The organism is Streptomyces sp. NPDC058964 (assembly GCF_042741275.1).
In the GTDB taxonomy this organism is placed as follows: Bacteria; Actinomycetota; Actinomycetes; order Streptomycetales; family Streptomycetaceae; genus Streptomyces.
The window spans coordinates 1-17,435 of record NZ_JBHYKH010000066.1; the positions used below are offsets into that span (position 1 = coordinate 1).

At 70.2% G+C, this 17,435-nt stretch carries 18 protein-coding genes; 9 read left to right on the forward strand and 9 right to left on the reverse strand.

Annotated features, from left to right (window positions below):
- Nucleotides 1-234 precede the first annotated feature (234 nt).
- The 3 genes from ACFW2E_RS11555 to ACFW2E_RS11565 form a co-directional block, all read right to left on the reverse strand.
- Nucleotides 235-2,451: an FUSC family protein gene (locus ACFW2E_RS11555; protein ID WP_384465001.1), complete on the reverse strand. Its 2,217-nt coding sequence runs from the start codon at nt 2,449-2,451 to the stop codon at nt 235-237.
- 82 nt (nt 2,452-2,533) lie between these two features.
- Nucleotides 2,534-3,493: an NAD(P)H-dependent flavin oxidoreductase gene (locus ACFW2E_RS11560; RefSeq protein ID WP_384465004.1), complete on the reverse strand. Its 960-nt coding sequence runs from the start codon at nt 3,491-3,493 to the stop codon at nt 2,534-2,536.
- A gap of 444 nt (nt 3,494-3,937) precedes the next feature.
- On the reverse strand, nt 3,938-4,762 hold the full coding sequence (locus ACFW2E_RS11565; RefSeq protein WP_384465007.1) for a dienelactone hydrolase family protein: 825 nt from the start codon (nt 4,760-4,762) through the stop codon (nt 3,938-3,940).
- Nucleotides 4,763-4,861: 99 nt separating this feature from the next.
- Here ACFW2E_RS11565 and ACFW2E_RS11570 point away from each other — a divergent pair, with 99 nt between their 5' ends.
- Together ACFW2E_RS11570 and ACFW2E_RS11575 are read left to right on the forward strand one after the other, a co-directional pair.
- Nucleotides 4,862-5,857 carry a GlxA family transcriptional regulator gene (locus ACFW2E_RS11570; RefSeq protein ID WP_384465010.1) on the forward strand — a complete coding sequence of 332 codons (996 nt, stop codon included), beginning with the start codon at nt 4,862-4,864 and terminating at the stop codon, nt 5,855-5,857.
- 290 nt (nt 5,858-6,147) lie between these two features.
- Entirely contained in the window at nt 6,148-6,696 is a 549-nt protein-coding gene (locus tag ACFW2E_RS11575) for a YciI family protein (RefSeq protein ID WP_384465013.1), read from the forward strand.
- 55 nt (nt 6,697-6,751) lie between these two features.
- Here ACFW2E_RS11575 and ACFW2E_RS11580 read toward each other — a convergent pair whose 3' ends face one another.
- Nucleotides 6,752-7,552: a thioesterase family protein gene (locus ACFW2E_RS11580; protein ID WP_384465016.1), complete on the reverse strand. Its 801-nt coding sequence runs from the start codon at nt 7,550-7,552 to the stop codon at nt 6,752-6,754.
- 301 nt (nt 7,553-7,853) lie between these two features.
- Here ACFW2E_RS11580 and ACFW2E_RS11585 point away from each other — a divergent pair, with 301 nt between their 5' ends.
- Nucleotides 7,854-8,648 carry a carbon-nitrogen family hydrolase gene (locus ACFW2E_RS11585; protein ID WP_384465019.1) on the forward strand — a complete coding sequence of 265 codons (795 nt, stop codon included), beginning with the start codon at nt 7,854-7,856 and terminating at the stop codon, nt 8,646-8,648.
- A gap of 94 nt (nt 8,649-8,742) precedes the next feature.
- Nucleotides 8,743-9,309 carry a hypothetical protein gene (locus tag ACFW2E_RS11590; RefSeq protein WP_384465023.1) on the forward strand — a complete coding sequence of 189 codons (567 nt, stop codon included), beginning with the start codon at nt 8,743-8,745 and terminating at the stop codon, nt 9,307-9,309.
- Nucleotides 9,310-9,804: 495 nt separating this feature from the next.
- Here ACFW2E_RS11590 and ACFW2E_RS11595 read toward each other — a convergent pair whose 3' ends face one another.
- Both ACFW2E_RS11595 and ACFW2E_RS11600 read right to left on the reverse strand, forming a co-directional pair.
- Nucleotides 9,805-11,421, reverse strand: coding sequence for a cation acetate symporter (locus tag ACFW2E_RS11595; RefSeq protein WP_384465026.1), 1,617 nt, complete (start codon nt 11,419-11,421; stop codon nt 9,805-9,807).
- Nucleotides 11,418-11,873 carry a DUF485 domain-containing protein gene (locus tag ACFW2E_RS11600; RefSeq protein WP_384465029.1) on the reverse strand — a complete coding sequence of 152 codons (456 nt, stop codon included), beginning with the start codon at nt 11,871-11,873 and terminating at the stop codon, nt 11,418-11,420. Before ACFW2E_RS11600 ends, ACFW2E_RS11595 begins: the two co-directional genes overlap by 4 nt.
- 419 nt (nt 11,874-12,292) lie before the next feature.
- On the opposite strand from ACFW2E_RS11600, the gene ACFW2E_RS11605 reads away from it, so the two are divergent.
- The gene (locus ACFW2E_RS11605; RefSeq protein ID WP_384465032.1) at nt 12,293-12,826 is read left to right on the forward strand and encodes a VOC family protein; all 534 of its coding nucleotides are present in this window, start codon (nt 12,293-12,295) and stop codon (nt 12,824-12,826) included.
- Nucleotides 12,827-13,036: 210 nt separating this feature from the next.
- Here the strand turns inward: ACFW2E_RS11605 and ACFW2E_RS11610 are convergent, their stop codons facing one another.
- Both ACFW2E_RS11610 and ACFW2E_RS11615 read right to left on the reverse strand, forming a co-directional pair.
- Nucleotides 13,037-13,696, reverse strand: coding sequence for a hypothetical protein (locus ACFW2E_RS11610; RefSeq protein ID WP_384465035.1), 660 nt, complete (start codon nt 13,694-13,696; stop codon nt 13,037-13,039).
- Between the two features lie 163 nt (nt 13,697-13,859).
- Nucleotides 13,860-14,420, reverse strand: coding sequence for a hypothetical protein (locus ACFW2E_RS11615; protein ID WP_384465038.1), 561 nt, complete (start codon nt 14,418-14,420; stop codon nt 13,860-13,862).
- Nucleotides 14,421-14,589: 169 nt separating this feature from the next.
- Here ACFW2E_RS11615 and ACFW2E_RS11620 point away from each other — a divergent pair, with 169 nt between their 5' ends.
- The gene (locus ACFW2E_RS11620) at nt 14,590-14,958 is read left to right on the forward strand and encodes a hypothetical protein (RefSeq protein ID WP_384465041.1); all 369 of its coding nucleotides are present in this window, start codon (nt 14,590-14,592) and stop codon (nt 14,956-14,958) included.
- Nucleotides 14,959-14,964: 6 nt separating this feature from the next.
- Nucleotides 14,965-15,165 (forward strand): hypothetical protein, encoded by a 201-nt coding sequence (locus ACFW2E_RS11625; protein ID WP_384465044.1) that lies wholly within the window; start codon nt 14,965-14,967, stop codon nt 15,163-15,165.
- Between the two features lie 11 nt (nt 15,166-15,176).
- Here the strand turns inward: ACFW2E_RS11625 and ACFW2E_RS11630 are convergent, their stop codons facing one another.
- On the reverse strand, nt 15,177-15,803 hold the full coding sequence (locus tag ACFW2E_RS11630) for an ABATE domain-containing protein (protein WP_384465047.1): 627 nt from the start codon (nt 15,801-15,803) through the stop codon (nt 15,177-15,179).
- Nucleotides 15,804-15,865: 62 nt separating this feature from the next.
- On the opposite strand from ACFW2E_RS11630, the gene ACFW2E_RS11635 reads away from it, so the two are divergent.
- On the forward strand, nt 15,866-16,660 hold the full coding sequence (locus tag ACFW2E_RS11635; protein ID WP_384465050.1) for an MBL fold metallo-hydrolase: 795 nt from the start codon (nt 15,866-15,868) through the stop codon (nt 16,658-16,660).
- Nucleotides 16,661-17,039: 379 nt separating this feature from the next.
- Nucleotides 17,040-17,216 carry a hypothetical protein gene (locus ACFW2E_RS11640; protein ID WP_384465053.1) on the forward strand — a complete coding sequence of 59 codons (177 nt, stop codon included), beginning with the start codon at nt 17,040-17,042 and terminating at the stop codon, nt 17,214-17,216.
- Nucleotides 17,217-17,435 lie beyond the last annotated feature (219 nt).

Consider the following 17,435-nt stretch of genomic DNA (forward strand, 5'->3'; position numbering starts at 1 on the left):
GGATTCCGGTCCGCGCGGCGGAACTACTCGCCGGGGACACGGACCATCAGCACTGCGGCCGCCGTCCGTGGTTCGCGGCGTGCTTGCGTCGGCCCTTCTTCTTCCGGCGTCGCTTCGAGGACATGGCAACCTCCCGGGCGTGAACACGTCGGTGATTGTCCTGACGTACGAACATCAACGATTCCATACGGGTCATGGGGGCGCGAGCCGACGGGACACCGCAGCGCCCGGTCGTCACTGCCCGGCAGTCGTACCGTCCTGTTCGGGCTCGCCGTGCGCGATCCGTGCCAGATCGGTGATCAGCGCGTCCAGCCATGACACGGTCGCGTAGTACAGCCGTGGTGCGCCGGGCGGCTCCGTGGGCGGGCCCTCGAAGGCCGGGTCGATCAGCGGTAGCAGGGCGGCCGGGGTGTCGCCCCCGGGGTCCAGTGCCGCCGAGACCAGCAGCATTCGACCGCAGACCCGGTCCCCCAGCCGACTGACCGAATCGGCCGCCGCCGGGAGCAGGCCGGGAAACGGCGGGTCCACCAGGCGCTTCGATCCCCACAGGGTGTGGTGACCGGCCATGAGCGTCGCCTGCCAGTCCACTCCGGGCAGCGGCTCCGCGTGTCGCCGCCCGCCGAAGGGTGTCGGTTCGCTCTGGAACTGGGCGTACGCGGACTCCGCGAGGATAACCGCGTGCTGCAGCGACCGGTGGCCGGGCGCACTGGACGGCGTGGCCGGCTCCGCGCCCCGCGTCACCGAGGCGCTGGTCGCCACCACGATTTCGGCGGCCCTGCGCAGAAGTTCCGCCGCCGCGTTGCGCAGCTCGTCGTGCGCCCCGCGCGGCCACGCCAGCAGGCCGAAGACCGCGCCGATCGCACTGCCGACCAGGACGTCCAGCAACCGGACCTCCGCCAGCTGCCACGTCGGAGGCGCCAGCTGGGCGAAGACCAGCGCCACGAGCACGGTGAAGAGGCCCTGCGCCCAGCCCACTCCCTTGACCGGCCCCACCGTGAAGGCGAACAGCATCCACAACGGCAGCACTGCCGCGTATACCGCGGTGTCGGTTCCCACCAGGGCCAGCAGGCCCGCGGTCACCAGTGCTCCGGCGAGAGTCCCCGCGAGCGCCAGCCGGATCGTGCTCCACGTCTCGTCCATGGTGGTCCGGGTGAGGGTGAGGGTCGCCAGCAGCGCCCAGAACCCGTGGGGCAGCGTGTCCACCCCGGCCACGAGCCTGGCCGCCGTCAGTGCCAAGGCGATACGGACCGCGTTCTGGAAGAACACCGACCGGCGCCCGGCATGGCCGCGCACCCGGTGCCACCACAGGAACGGTGCCCAGGTCGCGGCGTACCAGAAGTGACCCGGCGCGACCTCCACCGAGGCCCGTCGGCCGCGTACCGCCAGATCTGCCGCCGTGCCCATGGCGAGTGCCGCATCGGCGATCTCCAGCACTGCGGCGTGCCGGCGCAGAACGGCCGGCGGGAACTGGGGCGCCGGAGCGGTTACGGTCCCGTCGGCGAGCACGGCGGCGGAGGTCGGCGTGGGAGCGGGGGCGGCGCTTCCCGGGAGCGCCGACAGATGTGCGCGTGCCGCGACCAGTTCCTCGTACACGGCCACGGGCGACGGGCCGGCCCGCAGGCAGGTGGCGGTCGCCGTGGCCAGCCGCGCCACCGCCTGGAGCACGGCGGTCACCTCTGGTTCCGGAGCGTCACCCGGCGCGGCGGGCAGTCGCACCAGCCGGTTGAGCAGGGTGCGGGTGGCCAGTCCTGTCTGGGCGAGGGCACGATCACGCACTCCCGGTCCCGCGGGACGCTCCGATTCCGGCACGGTCAGTGAGCGAAGCGCCTGCCCCGCGTCGCGGGCCGCCCGGATCTCGGCGTCGTTCAGGACTTTCGGAGGCTCGGCGAGCAGCGTCGCGCAGTGGCCCGCGGTCTGTGCGGAGTCGGCCAGACGCTCCCGGTAGGGCGGCGGTGCCGGTTCGGGCAGGATCAGTGCCTCGGCGGCGATGAGGAGGGCCAGCCCTGTGGTCGTCCCGATCAGCCGGTCGCCGAGCGAGCCGGGATCGTACGGTGGGAAGGACGGCAGGATGTAGAGGAGTTGCAGGCCCGGTGCCGCCCCCGCCAGGCGTGGCCCGCCCACGGCGGAGAAGGCCAGCACGAAGCCGACCACGAGCATGCCGGCGACGGCGCTCCAGGTCTGTACCGACAGATACGTGCCGATGACCACAAGTAGCCAGCACACCGGCAGCAGGCGCAGCGTGAGCGCGGCGCGCTGACGCCCGGTGCCGGGGATCTTGGAGAGTCCGCCCAGCGCGACGGTGGAGAACAGGGCGTAGGTGGCCGCGACGGGGCGGTCGAGTCCGTAGCGGAAGAGGAAGAAGCCCGTCGCGGCAACCAGGGTCACGCGCACCGCACGGCGGCCCGAGGCCGCGTAGGCCGCCCGGGTACGACCGGTTGGGACACCCCACACCCCTACAGGGTCACGCAGCACGACGTACTCGGCACCTTGATCGTGAAGGTGGACGGGAGCGATACCGAGGTCACCTGGTGGGTCAGGTTCGTCCCGCTCGGGTCAGGGCGTCCTGCGCCTGGGCGGCCATGGTGGTGACCAGGTCCTGCGCCGAGGGCAGGTCGGTGATCAGGTCGACGGACTCGCCCGCCCAGACCGGCAGCGGCGGCACGGCGCCTCGTGCCACGTCGTCCCGGTACGCCTGACGGGCTCGGGGATCGGCGGCGAGCTCGGCCTCCCGGCCACGCCAGCGGTCGAGGTAGGGGTGAGCGAGGGTGCGGGCGGTGTACTTCGACGGCCACCGGGAGCCGCGCGCGATGTCCAGCACGGTGCTGCGCTCGGTGTCCTGCCCGCGCCCCTCGAGAATCGACTCGGTGATCGAAGGATCGACCAGTGCCTCGGCAGTGGCCTGGAAACGGGTGCCGATGAGCGCACCGGCGGCGCCCAGTACGAGAGCCGCCGCCACACCGCGCCCGTCGGCGATCCCGCCCGCTGCCAGCACCGGAACCGGAGCCACGAGATCCACCACCGCGGGCACGAACGGCAAAGTGGACCGCCCGCGCGCGGCTCCGTGTCCACCGCTCTCGGTTCCCTGGGCCACGATCACATCGGCACCCAGGTCCACGGCCCGCCCGGCCTCCTCCAGATCGGTGACCTGGAGGAACAACAGGGCCCCTGCCCGCCGGACACACTCCGCGTACGGGCTCGGATCGCCGAAGGACAGCATCACGGCGCTGGGGCCGTAGCTCAGCGCGAGCTCCACCGCCGCGATGTCGATCCCCCAGGTCAGGAATCCGACGCCCCACGGCCCTCGGGCACTCTCGACGACCGGCACCTCACGTGCCAGCCACTCCGGATCACCGTACGCGCCCCCCAGAATCCCGAACCCGCCCCCGCGGCAGACAGCTGCGGCCAGGGCACCACCGGCCGATCCGCCCATCGGCGCGAGCGCGATCGGGTGCCGCACGCCGAGCATCTCCGTGAACGCCGTCGACAAGGCCATGCCCGCATCATGCCGCCTCGTCCGACGGCCGGGCCAGGAAGTGCACTCGGCTGCGCCATTGGCGGACTTGCCGGCTCGCGCGAGGCGTCCACCGCCTCGGGAAGCCGCCCAGCGATGACGAGGTGCCGGCCGATGTGGCCCAGGAGGCTCGCCGTCGCGGTCGTGACCTCCGGCGCGTCGTCGAACTCACGGTGGCCTCCACACTCTCAGCCGCGGCCTCGAGCGTGCCCGGGGCGCCCGTCGGCGATGACGACTTCCCTCACGTTCTGTCCGAGGTGCCCGCGGTCTCCGAGCCGAATCTCCCCGCCGTCCTTGCGGCCGCCTTCGGAAGGAGGTCCGCACCACCCTGGATCATCCGGCAGCGCTCCGGCCCGCGGAAACCCGAGTGGTGCCTGCCGCCGGCGAGCCGCGTTCCGCTGAGCAGCCGGCGGGACCGGCAGCGCCTCATTCCCGCCGCGTCCCAAGCCGCTCGGCCAGAAAGGCGGTGATCTCGTCCCGGGCCTGCAGGGTGGGGTGGCCCTCCTCGTCGACGAGGTGTGCCGTGACGACGCTGTGGGCGCAACCGACGACGTCGCGGAAGAAGGGAGGAGGGTTCTTGTTCGCCGTCTCGGCACTGAGTACGCGGCCGTCGAACGCGTCTCCGAGCAGCGCTCGGTAGGCCGCGAACCGCCGGGCAGTGCACCACTTGTCGTTCTCGAAGCGGTAGGCGAGCACCTTCAGTCCCTCCCGCGCCACGCGTTCGGCCACGGCGGCCGCGTCCTCCTCGCTGATCTCCAGGCCGCCGGGGTCATCGAGGGGAAGCGACGGATGGTTCACCACCGGCGCGATGACAGCGGGTTCGAGCGTCATGGTGAGGGCGAAGTTGCCGGTGAAGCACAGACCTACGGCGCCCACACCAGGCCCGCCGCACTCTGCGTGGGCCAGGCGGGCGAGACCGCGCAGCCAGGTGACGACGGGGCTGGTGCCGCCACCGGCGAACGCGCGGAACTCGGCGCTGACGCAGGCGCGTCGGACTACGGTCTCGCCTGCCTCGGCGAGCGGATAGGCGCCGTCGACACCGAAGAGGGAGGGCAGGTACACGGAGAATCCGGCATCACGCACCCACCGCGCGAACCGCGCGACGTCGGGGCTGATCCCCGGCATCTCCGGCATGAGGACGACTGCGGGTCCTGATCCGGCGACGTACACGGTCTTGCCGACGTCATCGACGCTGACGGCCCTTCGTGAGAAGTCGGCCAACGGGTCGCTCTGTCCTCGCATGATGGTCATGACCGAGATCATGTTGAATGCCGGCTCTTCTGCGAAGCGGCGGCATCGCCATGTGTCCCGGTAATATCGCCACCCGTTGAATCGCGCCGGAGGGGCCCCATGAGTCCGCTGCGAGTTGGTGTGCTGGCCTACCCGGGCTGCTTCGCGTCGGAGGTGTTCGGGGTCCCCGACCTGCTGGCAATGGCAACTCACGTCGCTGCGGCACATGGGTCGGCCCAGCCGGCCTACGAGGCGTCGGTCATCTCGCCGCGGCGGCGGGTTGTCGCGTCCGGTGGCTCGGTCCTCGATGTCTCGGCGGTTCGTCCCGTGGACGTCCTGGTCGTACCGGGCTTCGAGCTCTCGCCAACGCTCGATCTCGACGCGACACTGGCGAGCCTCGGGCCGGAGACGGCGTCGATTCGATCCCAGGCGGCCTCGGGGACCGCCGTCGTCTCGATCTGCGTGGGCGCCTTCCTGGTCGCTGAAGCCGGGCTGCTCGACGGGCGCGAAGCGACGACCTCGTGGTTGTTCGCGGACCGGTTCGCCCGCCGGTACCCCGACGTCCGCCTCCGCCCGGACAGTCTGGTCATGACCGACCGTGGCGTGACGACCACAGCGGCCTTCAGCGCCATGTACGACTTCGCGCTGCAGTTCATCCGCCGGCACGACGGCCCCCACGTCGCCCGCAGTACCGCCCGTATCGCGCTGGTCGATGATGCCCGTTCCACTCAGGCGCCCTACGTCGACCCGGCGCTCGTTCCCACGGCGGGCAGGGAGTTCTCGCGCAGCGTCAAGCGGTGGCTCGATCAGAACCTCGCTGCGCCCTATGACCTGCCCGCCCTCGCCCAGGAGTTCCATGTGAGCACCAGAACCGTGCTCCGCCGCTTCGGCGACGAAGCCGGCGAGACACCACTGGCGTACCTGCACAAGGCCCGGGTGCGTCGAGCCAGGCATCTGCTGGAGACCACCGACCGAACGGTCGCGAGCATTGCCCGCGAGGTCGGGTACCGCGACCCCGGTGCGTTCAGCGGCATCTTCGTCAGACACACGGGCCAGCGGCCCAGGGAGTACCGCGAGAGATTCCATCCTCGCGGTGGCCACCACGGGGCAGCCTGACGATTCTCGAACGCGCCCCGCGGCGGGCTGCGAGGGCCAGTCGGCCGCGTCCTCGTGCGCCACCGCGGCTCCGGCCGATGCTGTCCGCAGCACCGGATCCAACCGAGTTCGACGCTGTCGCTGGCCCGGCGGCCCCGGCGGCCTTGTTCGCGAACCGGCTCAACAGCTCTCCCGTACGCCCGAAGTCGTCCCTCAAGGCCGGCCGCGGCACCTGACCCGGCATGGAACCCCGACAGCCGTCACGAAAGCCAGTTGAGATGCCGGCGTACGTTGGGCAAGGTTCTGCGCTCATGGAGTTCTTCTGCTACCACCGTGACCGAGCCGCTTCCGCGGCATTGCGCGACGAGCTGATCGAGGAGCACTGGTCCTACATGGACGGGTACGCGACGCAGCTGATCGCTCGCGGCCCGACCTTCGCCGGTGACGGCGATACGCCTACCGGCAGCGTCCACATCGTCGACCTGCCCGATCCCACCGCTGCCCGCGCGTTCGCCTTCGACGAGCCCAACTTCCAGACCGGCGTGTACCGGGACGTGCTGCTGCGCCGCTGGCGGAACCTGCTGGGCCGCACCATGTGGGACTTCCCCGGTGGCCGGACCGGTGGCAACCGGTACCTGGTGCTCGGCCTCGGCACGGGCCAGGGCGTCGACCTCGCCCTGCCACCCGACCGGGAGGAGCTGATCGCGTTCGGGCCGCTGCTGTCCGACGACGCAGGCACCTGGCTGGGCACGGTGGCGCTGGTCCGGGCGCCGGACCCGGACGAGGCACGTGATGTCCTGACCCCAGAGGGGTACGCGGAAATCGAGGTACACGACTGGGAGTTCGGCGGACGTAGGTGATCGACCCGCCGTGTGCCGGCCGCACACGGCGTGATCATCGAGGCGGGACCGTCACTCAGCCGCGCTCTGCCACGTACAGGCTCTGGGTACTGCGGCCCAGCAGGCCCTTCTCGTCGTACAGGGCGGACTCGGCGAGGCCGATGCCCGCGCCGTCCACCATCGTTCGGGCGTCCAGACAGACCCATTCGCCCTCGGGATGGCGGTGCAGGCTGACGGTGAGGTCGGCGTTGATGAAGACGTAGCGGTTGAAGTCCAGCGCGGCGCTGACGCCGTTGCCCGAGTCCGCGGCCGTGAGCACCCGGCTCAGCGGTGTGATCTCCTCTCCGGCGACCAGGGGGACCCTCATCCTCATCCACGCCGTGGCCGGGCCGGGTTCCAGGAACGAACCGGCGGCGAAGCGTATTTCCATGGCCGTGTGGTAGCCCTGGTCCCAGGGGACAGGGAAGAAGGCCTTGTGGGGTACGGTCCCGGGCCCGGGCACCTGCCCCCCTGGCGACACCTGCGGCACCGAGTCCGGTGCGGTCTTCATCAGCAGGGCCGTCGCCCGCATCGCCTCCTGGCCGCCGTCGGGTGTCAGAGCCGCTTCCACCAGCTCGACGCTGCGGCCGGCGCGCCGCCCGCGTGTGGTCACGGTGAGCGGCCGCATCGGGACCGGGCGCATGATCTCGTACGTCAGCCGGGCGACCCGGGTGTCCGGCCGTGCGCCCGGCCGTTGCTCGACGGCCAGACCGAGCAGGGCGGCCGGCGGCCCGGCGTGCTGGGAGTCGGCGTCCCAGGGCCCCCGGGTGTAGGCCGTGGGGAGAAACCGGCCGTCGGCCTCCCTCTCGTAGAAGGCCTCGACTTGCGACGTCGGCATTGCGGTCCCTCCCTGTCACACGGACTACTCGGGGACCATTCTACTAAGCGCTTGCTCATTCCGCTGCGCATCACCTTGATGCGCGAGCCCGGACCGCAACCGCCCGGGCCACCGGCCGCACCGCACGCCCCCGACGCCGTGGACGTGACGTCAGCGGCCGTGCGCAATCCGTGACGGCACGGCGGCTGGAGGCCGCCGGAGGACGTTCCGCCCGGACGCGCGATGCGGCCGATGCTCCCTACGCTCGTAGGGAAGAGCCTTTCCCTCGGACTGTCCGGAGACGGTCCCGGAGGTGTCAGCCATGCGTGCTTCCCTGATACAGCTGTCCGTGGACTCGTCGGAGTCCGCCGACGAGCGCCGGCGCAGGGCGGCTTCGCTGGCCCGCGGCAGGACGGGCGACGATCTGGTGGTCCTGCCGGAATTGTGGACGGCCGGCGCCTGGGCGTACGACCGCTGGGGGTACGACGACGAAGGGGTCGACGGCCCCACTGCCGAGATCATGTCCGCCGCCGCCCGGGAGGCCGGAACGTGGCTCCATGCCGGATCGATCGTCGAGCGGGACCGGGACGGGAGGCTGTACAACACCGCACTTCTCTTCGACCGGTCCGGTGAGCTGCGCGGTCGTTATCGCAAGATCCACCGGTACGGCTTCGACAGCGGCGAGGCGCTCCTGATGGGTGGCGGCAGCGACGTCGTCACCGTGCCCACCGACATCGGAGTCATCGGCCTCGCCACCTGTTACGACCTCCGCTTCCCCGAGCTCTTCCGGGGCCTGCTCGACGCGGGTGCGGAGCTCGTCGTGGTGCCCGCCGCCTGGCCCGCGGCCCGTCTCTCCCACTGGCAGCTGCTCACGCGCACGAGGGCCCTGGAGGAACAGGTATTCCTCCTGGCCTGCTGCGCGGTAGGTACCCATGGCGGCATGCAGCAGGGCGGACACAGCGCGATCATCGACCCCTGGGGAACCGTGCTCGGTGAAGCCGGCACCGCAGAGGAGATGGTGACGGTCGACTTCGACATGGACCAGGTCGCCAAGATCCGCTCCGAACTCCCGGTCCTGCGCGACCGTGTCCTCGCCATCGAGCCCCCGCCGCGGTGAGGCCCACGTCGTGACTCCCTGATGCGGCATCGCGCCGACTCGCCGGTGCGGTGACCTGATTGCTTCGCCGCCAGGTCATCGCCACCATGAGCCGATGGCGGTGATTCCAGGCTGGGTGTGGCGAAGGAAGCCGGTCAGCAGAGCGCTGAGCATCGGACTTCCCACCGGCCTGCTCGCCGGCGCCTTCGCACTCGTCGAGTCGGGGGCCTGGCCGAGCGGCCTCATCGTGTTCCTGGCCGTGAGCGCCGTCTACGGACCTGTGATGGCTCGTCGGATGGGCAGGGCCTGGCCCGGGGCCGGGGAACTGGATCCGGCCGACCGGGCGGCGGTCGTCCGCGCAACCCGCCACGGTGAGGACATCCGCGACACTCGCCTCGCGCCCGCCGTCCTCGTCTACGCGGACGCTCTGCGCGAAACCCGCGAACGCGGTGGATGGGTACGGTGGGTGGTCCTGGCCGCTGCCGTCGTGGCGTTGACCGTCGCCCTCCATGACACCTTCCACGGGACGATCGGCGAGGCCGTGTCTTCCTGGGTGGTGGTCGCCCTGTTCATCGCGGACCTGACGTGGCGGCCCCGCAGGGAAGCCCATCTCATCGCCCGCGCCGAACAGGCGGAGCAGTCGGCGCGCCGTCGCCTGCCGCACGAACAGCCCAACGGCTGAACCCTGTCCGGCCGTTCCGACTTCGGCTCCTCGTCGGTTCGCGTCGCGGGGACTGCCAGGGTGGCTCAGCGCATCGTGAAGCCGCCTCCCACGGCGTCGACGGCGCTGCCGACGCCCGCCGGCACTCGGTCGGCTGGGCCTGCGAAAGCTCGGTGAACGCGCCTTGGGCGGGTAGCTGGTCCAGCCACTCGTCCCGCGTGCAGGGCTGTTGCCAGCCGCATCGCCACTGCTCGGGGTCGGCGAATGGGCCCACCGCCCGTCGGCGTCGGCTGCCTTGGCACACGGCGCCATGGGGGCACCCGCTGCCGGCACCGTCCGTGGACGGGCGGCGAACGAGTCGGGCATGACCCGGCGGTAGACCTCGGCGAAGGCTTCCGTCACTTCGGGCACGGGTTGGTTCGCCTTCCAGATCACCGGAACGTTCCTCGCGCCGGAGTTACCGCGTCGAGCCGGGACGTCCGGGGCATGCCGTACTCGTGGAAGCGACTGCCGAGCTCACACTCCGGTACCGCGTCGCGCCGCTCCAGCCAGAATCCATGCCTCAACCGCTTCGTACTGGTGGCGCTGCTCCTCGGCCTTCTGCCGACCGGAAGCGACCGTTCCCACCCAGCCGAGGGCGAAGCCCAGGGGGACGGACACCAGGCCTGTGGTGGTGAACGGGAACCAGTTGAAGTCGGCGTTGGGGAAGGCGGCGAATGCGGAGCCGGAGACAAGGTTGGTGCCGGTCATCAGGACGAGGGTCGCGAGGGTGCCGCCGATCAGCGTGCAGAGCAGGCCTGTTCGTGTGTACCGGCGCCAGAGGAGGCTGTAGACGAGCGCTGGTGCCAGTGCGGATGCCCCGATCGAGGCCGACAGCAGGGCCAGCGGTTGCAGGTTGTGGTGCTGGACGAGGGTGGCCAGCAGGATGGTGGGCGCGCCCACCGCAACGGCGGACAACTGAGCCAGAGTCATCTCGCGCCGCGGGGTCGTCTTCTTCGCCCGGCCGACGAACAGGTCGTGCGCGAGAGTGTTGGCGCAGGCAAGGATCATTCCGGCAACCGAGGCGAGCAGGGTGAGGAAGAGCGCGGTCGTGACCGCGGTGAACAGAAAGGTCTCGGCCGTCGACACTTCCGGCCCGAACGCAGCCCGGGAGCCCAGCAGATATGCCGTCCTGCCCGTCGGGTCTGCGCCCGCGATCGTGGCACGACCGATCAGTGCCGTCGCTCCGAAACCGACAACCGTGATGATCAGTACGAAAAACGCCACGCACGGCACGGCCCACGACATCGACCGGCGAATTTGACGGGCACTGCTGGCGGTGTACATGCGCATGGTGACGTGCGGCAGGCAGGCGCCACCGAGGACGACGGTCAGCTCCGAACTGATCATGTCGAGCCGGGGATAGGAGCTGCCCTCGAATTCGAGCCCGGAGTGCAGGAAGGTCGATCCCACCCCGCTGTTCCGTGCCGCCGCGGAGAACAGCGCGCCCAGGTCCCAGTCGAACTGCCGCAGGATGAGTACCGCGACGATCGCCCCGGAGCCGAGCAGCATGACGATCTTCAGGATCTGGATGAGGGCGGTACCCTTCATGCCACCGATCGCCGCATAACTGATCATCAGCGCACCGATACCGATGATGCACCCGGTCTTCAGGGAGTCGCTGGAGAATCCGAGGATGAACGCGAGCAGATCGCCGGTGCCGGAGAGCTGGATCAGCATCATCGGCACCAATGCCGCGATCGTTGCGGCACACGCGGCGATGCGCACCGCACGTCCGGGCATCCGCCGGGCGAACACGTCTCCCATCGTGAAGAGGCCCGCGTTCCGCAGGGGTTCGGCGAGCAGAAACATCAGCAGCATGAGGGAGAGGGCTGTACTCAGCGCCAGAACGACGCCGTCGTATCCGTCGATGGCGATGACCCCGCCGATGGAGAGCACCGTCGCGGCGGAGATGTAGTCCCCTGCGATGGCCAGGCCGTTGCGCATCGCCGACAGCGATCCGTATCCCGTGTAGAACTCGTCAAGGTCATCCCGGTCCGGCCCCGTCATCACACAGAGAAACAGGATGATCGTGGCAACGGTCGTGAACGCCACCAGGGACATCGCCTGCGCAGAGTTGCTGAATCCGGTCACCGTCGCGCTCCCCGCTCCACGTCCAGTTCGGCCTGCTTGCGGATGCGCTCCGCGATCGGATCGACCCTGCGGCGCGCCGTGTGGGCGAACAGTGCGATGGACAGGCAGGTGACGGGCACTTGGAGGAGTCCGAGCAGCAGGCCTGTGGACAGTCCGCCCGAGACAGCGCCCGTCATCAGCGACGGCGCGAGGGCGGACAGGACGAGGAAGAGGGTGAAGTACCCGAGCGCGGTGAACGTGGCCACACGTCGCTGCGAACGATACGCACTGCGCAGCAGACGAAGGTCGCTGTGGTGGCCGACCGTCGGACGACGCGACGGTGTGCCTCTCCCGGGCTCCGCTTGCGGTTGTCGGAAGTCCACGTGGTGTGTGGAAGACGAATGAAACGCAGGACCGTACAACGGGAACGGGTGGCGCTGTTGGGGCTCCGGGGACGGGCTCGCATCTGACATCCCGTTTCTCCTTGCGTGGCTCAGGGCCCATGCGGGACCACAGGGAAGCGGGGGGTGAGCGCACGCTAACTGGTTGGTATGCACCAGCGCGAGTCCTTCGCCGGATTGAATGGCCGGCATGCACCTCATAGATGGCTGCATCAGCTATTTCTCCGGCGCTCCCGGGCCTGCTCGACCGCACGAGGCGCAGACGCGCAAAGGAGCGTGCCGGGGGTACCGAAGCCGCCACGAAGGCAGTCGGCGAAGGCGTCGGGACTCCGGCCGGAGCGGCCGCCGCATCCCATGCTCTCACCGGCGCCCACGCCAGACGTCCTCCGGGAGGGCCGGTCGCTTACGAAGTCCGTCCGAATCAGGACGGTAGTTGACCTGGTTTGCGCCTACCGTCGCTGTCGACAGCCGACCTGAGTGAGGGGACCGCGATGCCCGAACAGAGCAGCACCGCACCGGAGGGCTACACCACCGTGGCGCCCTGGGTCGTTACCGATGACACGGGGGCCTTCCTCGACTTCGTCACCCAGGCGTTCGGCGGTGAGGAGCTGGGGCGGGTGCAGACCGAAGACGGCTTGATCGGCCACGGTGAGGTCCGGGTCGGCGACACCGTCGTGCTGGCCTTCGACCGACGCGCCGACTGGCCCACCATGCCGAGCCTGCTGCGCGTGTTCGTCGCCGACGCGGACGAGACGTTTTCACGGGCTGTCAAGGCCGGCGGTCAGGTCGTCACTTCCTTGGCGAACAACGCCTTCGGACAGCGCGGAGGACGCATCAAGGACCCCTTCGGCAACATCTGGTGGGTGGTGAGCCACGTTGAAGAGGTCCCCGAGGAAGAGATGTGGAAACGACTGCAGGACCCCGTATACGCCGAGGCCATGCGCGTGGCTCAGGAGACGCTCGATACCGAGCTCAGCGGTCGACGCCAAGGTCGCAGCAGCGCACCCGTCAAGCCGACCGACTGACCCGTGATCCTTTGGTCAACCTGGCCGGCGACCGGGTGATCAGCGCTGTCGCGCCACGCCCGGCTCCACAGTGGGCGTCGGGCGCGGCGCGGTTGCCATCAGACTCCGAGCCGCCCGGTGTCCCGCTTCGCAGAGGCGGCGATCACGGCGGAGACGACGGAGGTCACGTGCCCGCGTACCCGGTCGGCCGCCCGTCAGCGGGACGAACTCTCAGTCCCCCAGTGGTTTCAGCCCGGGAGGCAGCTTGGCATCCCGTGGCCTTGCCCGCCTCCACCGCCGTCGTACCACCTCGGACACCCGCTCGCGCTGACAGCCCGTGTGGGCCACGAACGCCTCGATCACCTGCGCCGCCGGCCGGTGCGGCGGCACGGCCATCAGCACGGCGTCGTAACCGTCCGGCAGTGGCGGCGCCACGAGGGCGACTTCGTCCCGGGACCGCAGGCGCAGCACCACTGCCCGCAGTCGGTCCTCGTCCCCGGGCACAGTGCGCAGCCTCGCGTGCAACCGATCCTGCGCCGGGGAATCGAGCCGTACATACGCAAGCAGGGTCCCGTGTCTGTACTCCTGCCAGCGATCAAGCCCCAGGCTGCGGAACGGCGGCTCCTGCCAAGGGCGCAGTGCGTCCAGACGGCCCAGCAGACGCCGCAGGAAGATCCTGATGGACGGCTCGTCATGCGGTTGCCACGACAGGTCCTGCGCCCAGGCCTTCGCGGCGAGTGCTGCCTCGATCCCCGCGTACTGATCTTCGGCAGTGAGGTCGTAGATCGGCTGCTCCAAGATCATGCGGGCGATCCTGTCGACCTCCTCGTCGCCGAGCTCCCGGCTGAACTGGAGGCAGTAGAGGATCGCCGTGACCACTCCGAGATGCATGCGTGCAGTATGGCCACCGTTCAGTACGGCCGGGGAATCCCCTGTGCCTCCGGTGCAGCTTCGTACCGGGCCGGCAAGGCGTTCGGACCTCTCCGGAGAAGATCTGCGGCGTCCCGAGCCTCGTCGGGGTCACCAAGGGGACCGCCCTGTACACCATGCCCCGTCACCGACCGCGCGCTCCGGACGGAGTGATGGCGTACCACATCTGGTCCTTCGCCTGACCGTTCGCCTGTCCGGCCCGTGTGTCTCCGATGTACCGGTACAGCGGCCACCCTCCGAGGGTGAGCTGTTTCCTGCCGTCCCGGTGGACCGTGCCGAGAAGGCTGTTGTCGATCCCCATGGTCTTTACGGGATCCTCCGCTATGACGGGCAGCCATGTCTTCACACACGCGCCCGCGCACGTCCACTTGGACGGATGCGCCTGGTCCTTGTTGTAGCGGTAGAGGGTCATCCCCTTGTCGTCGGTCACCACGCTACCCACACCGCTGACCGTCTTGGCCATCAGCGCGGTCGTCATGGCCCCCTGGCCACTGCCGGAGTCACCGGTGCCGGACGGCACGGAGGTCGGGGTCCCTGAGGTGGCCGTGGCGACCGGGGTGACCGTGGCGGCGGCGGCAGGGCTGGTGCCGGAGGAGGCATTGTCCGCCGAGCCGCCGCACGCCGCCAAGAGCAACGCCGAGGCGAGACCCGCGGCGGAGAGGAGGACGATGCGTTGCTGGATCACGGAGCTTCCCTTCACCGGGTCTTGTGTTTCCTTCCGCAGTACGTTGGGCAACTCGCGCTTGCTCAGCCGCTGATGACACATGGCGAAGCCTTGACCGACGGCGTCGGATGCGGCGTCCCGTCGAAGGCGATGAGGCCGAGCGAGCGACCGGCTCACGCCCCGGGCCAGGATGACCGTCTGGCCGGAGCTGTCCACCGACGTCGAATCAGTCCTCGCCCCACTTCCCGCCGACGGTCCCGCAGAACTCGTACGGGAGGACGCGAACGGCTCGATCACCAGCGCCATCACCGACGAAACCCGGTATCGGGAGCCGGCCGCCCTCCTTCCGGGCGCTCGTGCCGCGGCTGCCCTGTCCTTGGCGGTCGACGAACGTCCTCCTCTGTTCACGGCGGTTCTGCCCGACAGCGACGGCGTCCTGCGCGCCCGCTGGAGGACCGAACCCACGCGGGACCGGAGGCGGCACGTCGATCATCCTTCCGACGTCCTCGGCGTCGGCCAGGAGATCACGGCGAAGATCCTGGACTTCGACATGGCATGAGAGCGCGTGTCGCTGTCCATCAAGGCGCTGGAAGAGGATCCGATGGCGCGGTACGTCCGGCTCACCGAGCCGGCCGCGGGGGCGGAGCGTACCGAGGGCGTGGTCCAAGCCGGCCACACCGTCACCGCGAGAATCACGGAGGTCGATCTTCCGAACCGCAGGATCGCCCTGTCCCACCTGCAGGCCCTCCCGTCCACAGGGCGATGAACGGGGTGGGGTCAGTCCGTGTCCGGTCGCGTGCGTCGGGCGTACGCGCGGGCGGCACGGGCGCGGTCGCCGCAGCGGGTGGAGCACCAGTGACGGCGGCCGTGGCGCAGGAGGTAGCGGTTGCAGGGGGCGGAACCGCAGGCGGTGAGTCGCTCCGCGTCCGGGCCGGTCAGTAGGTCGGCGGCGTCGGCGGCGAGGGCCGCCAGGGCGAAGTCGACGAACTCGGTGGTGGGGTGGGGGGCCGCACGGTACGGGCCGTGCTTCTCGTCCCACTGCAGCAGGGGCACCGTGGGAACGCGGGTCATCGCGTCGTTGACGGCGGCGACCGCGGCGGGGAGCGCGGGCAGCCCCTCGGTCCGGGACGCGAGCAGTGCCCTGATGTGCTCCCTCAGCGCACGGAGCTGCGTCGCGCACAGGTCCCGCATGCCGATGCCGGCCGGCGCGAGTCCGCGTTCCGCCAGCCACTGGTTCGCCCCCGCGGGAGTGGCCAGAAGGTCCGCGACGTGCCCACCGGGCAGGGCGGTGCTGCTGTTGGCCAGAGCAAGGGAGGAGTACTGCTCCTCGCCGGGCGCAGGCGGTGGAGCGGACTCTGTCTTCGAGGCCTCGTTCACGACTCTCACGTTACACCTTGCCCTCATCCATGAGAATCACCTAGAGTCATCTCACGGTTGGCAAACATCTATCCGTGAGGTGACTCCACATGCCCGCTTCCCGGCCCGTAGCGTCCGCCCAGTTCCCGGTGCGCGTCTTCGGCGGCCCCACGGCCCTCTTCGAGTACGGCGGTCTGCGCTTCCTGACCGATCCGACCTTCGACGATCCCGGGGACTACCAGGCACCGGGCCGCCCTCTGCTGACCAAGACCGCTCCCCCGTCCGGCACTCCCGCCGACCTCGGCCCCGTCGACGTCGTTCTCCTCTCCCACGACGAGCACGCCGACAACCTCGACCGGTCCGGCCGGGCGCTGCTCGCCGACGTACCCCTCACCCTCACCACACCCGGCGGGGGACAGCGACTGGGCGGCAGTGCCAGGGGCCTGGCCGACTGGGACTCGATCGTGCTCGACCGCGCCGACGGCGGCACGGTCACCGTCACCGGCGTCCCCGCCCTCCACGGTCCGGGCCCGCGCGAAGAGGTCGAGGCTTCCACCGGTGAGGTCGTCGGCTTCGTCCTCACCGGCGAAGGGCTGCCCACGGTCTACGTCAGCGGCGACAACGCCTCACTCGATGTCGTCAAGGAGATCGCCGACCGCTTCGGCCCGGTGGACACCGCACTCCTCTTCGCCGGAGCCCCTCGCTTCCCCGTCCTCTTCGAAGGCGCACCGCTCGTCCTGGACAGCGCCCAAGCAGCCGAGGCGGCCCGCATCCTGGGCGCGCGCCGGGTCGTGCCGGTGCACTACAACAGCTGGGCCCACTTCACCGAGGGCCGAGACGACCTCGTCGAGGCCTTCGCTTCAGCCGGCCTGGACGACCGCCTGGATTGGGGGCTTCAGAAGTGAGCCGCCGGCACGAGCACTCCGGCTCGACGGCGGCCGAGGGAACCGAAGGAGTGCGGCCGGACCGCTCTTCGAAGCGCTGAGGCGGGCAGACCGGTGGGTCCCCCGAGCCATGAGGGAACAGGCTTGGCACCTGCCCTCCGGGCCTGGCCCGCATCCGAGCAGGGCCCCGGTCCCCGTAGCGGCGGGACCAGGCCGTGAGCAGACTATTGGCCCCCGCGTGGCCCGCCGTCCCGGGACCGGCGGGCCGACGCCTCCAGGGCGCCGTCGCGAGGTATCCGGAACCTACGCCTCCGATTGTCCAAACGGAAGCCCCTTTGCCTCTTGACCCTCAACGTGCACACCCGCAACCTGAACCCCACGCACCGCAAGGGAGCAGAGTATGAGCCGGGCCACCGAGACACACCGCGTCGTCGAGTACTGGACGGACAAGGACATCCACGTCATCTTTCCCGTCGCACGAAGCGAGGAAGTCGACCGCATGAGCGACGCGCAGGTCATCGCGGAGTACGGTGACCCCGATGACGGAGCCGTCCGGAGGATCAGGGACCAATGGTGACCCGGCAGGCCGGGGCGAGTCCTCGGCGGTGACGGCGCCTGCCGCCACCGTGCCCTCGACCGTGCCGGAGGCCCGGAAGGAATCTCGCTCGGGCCACTGATGGCGGTTGAGGAACTGGTCGCAGACCTTCCCCGCCCGCACGTCGGGGGGGGGGGGGGGGGAGGGCCCCAACACCACATGTAGAGGGGGGGGCCGAGAGAAAGAGGCAGGCAGGGAGAT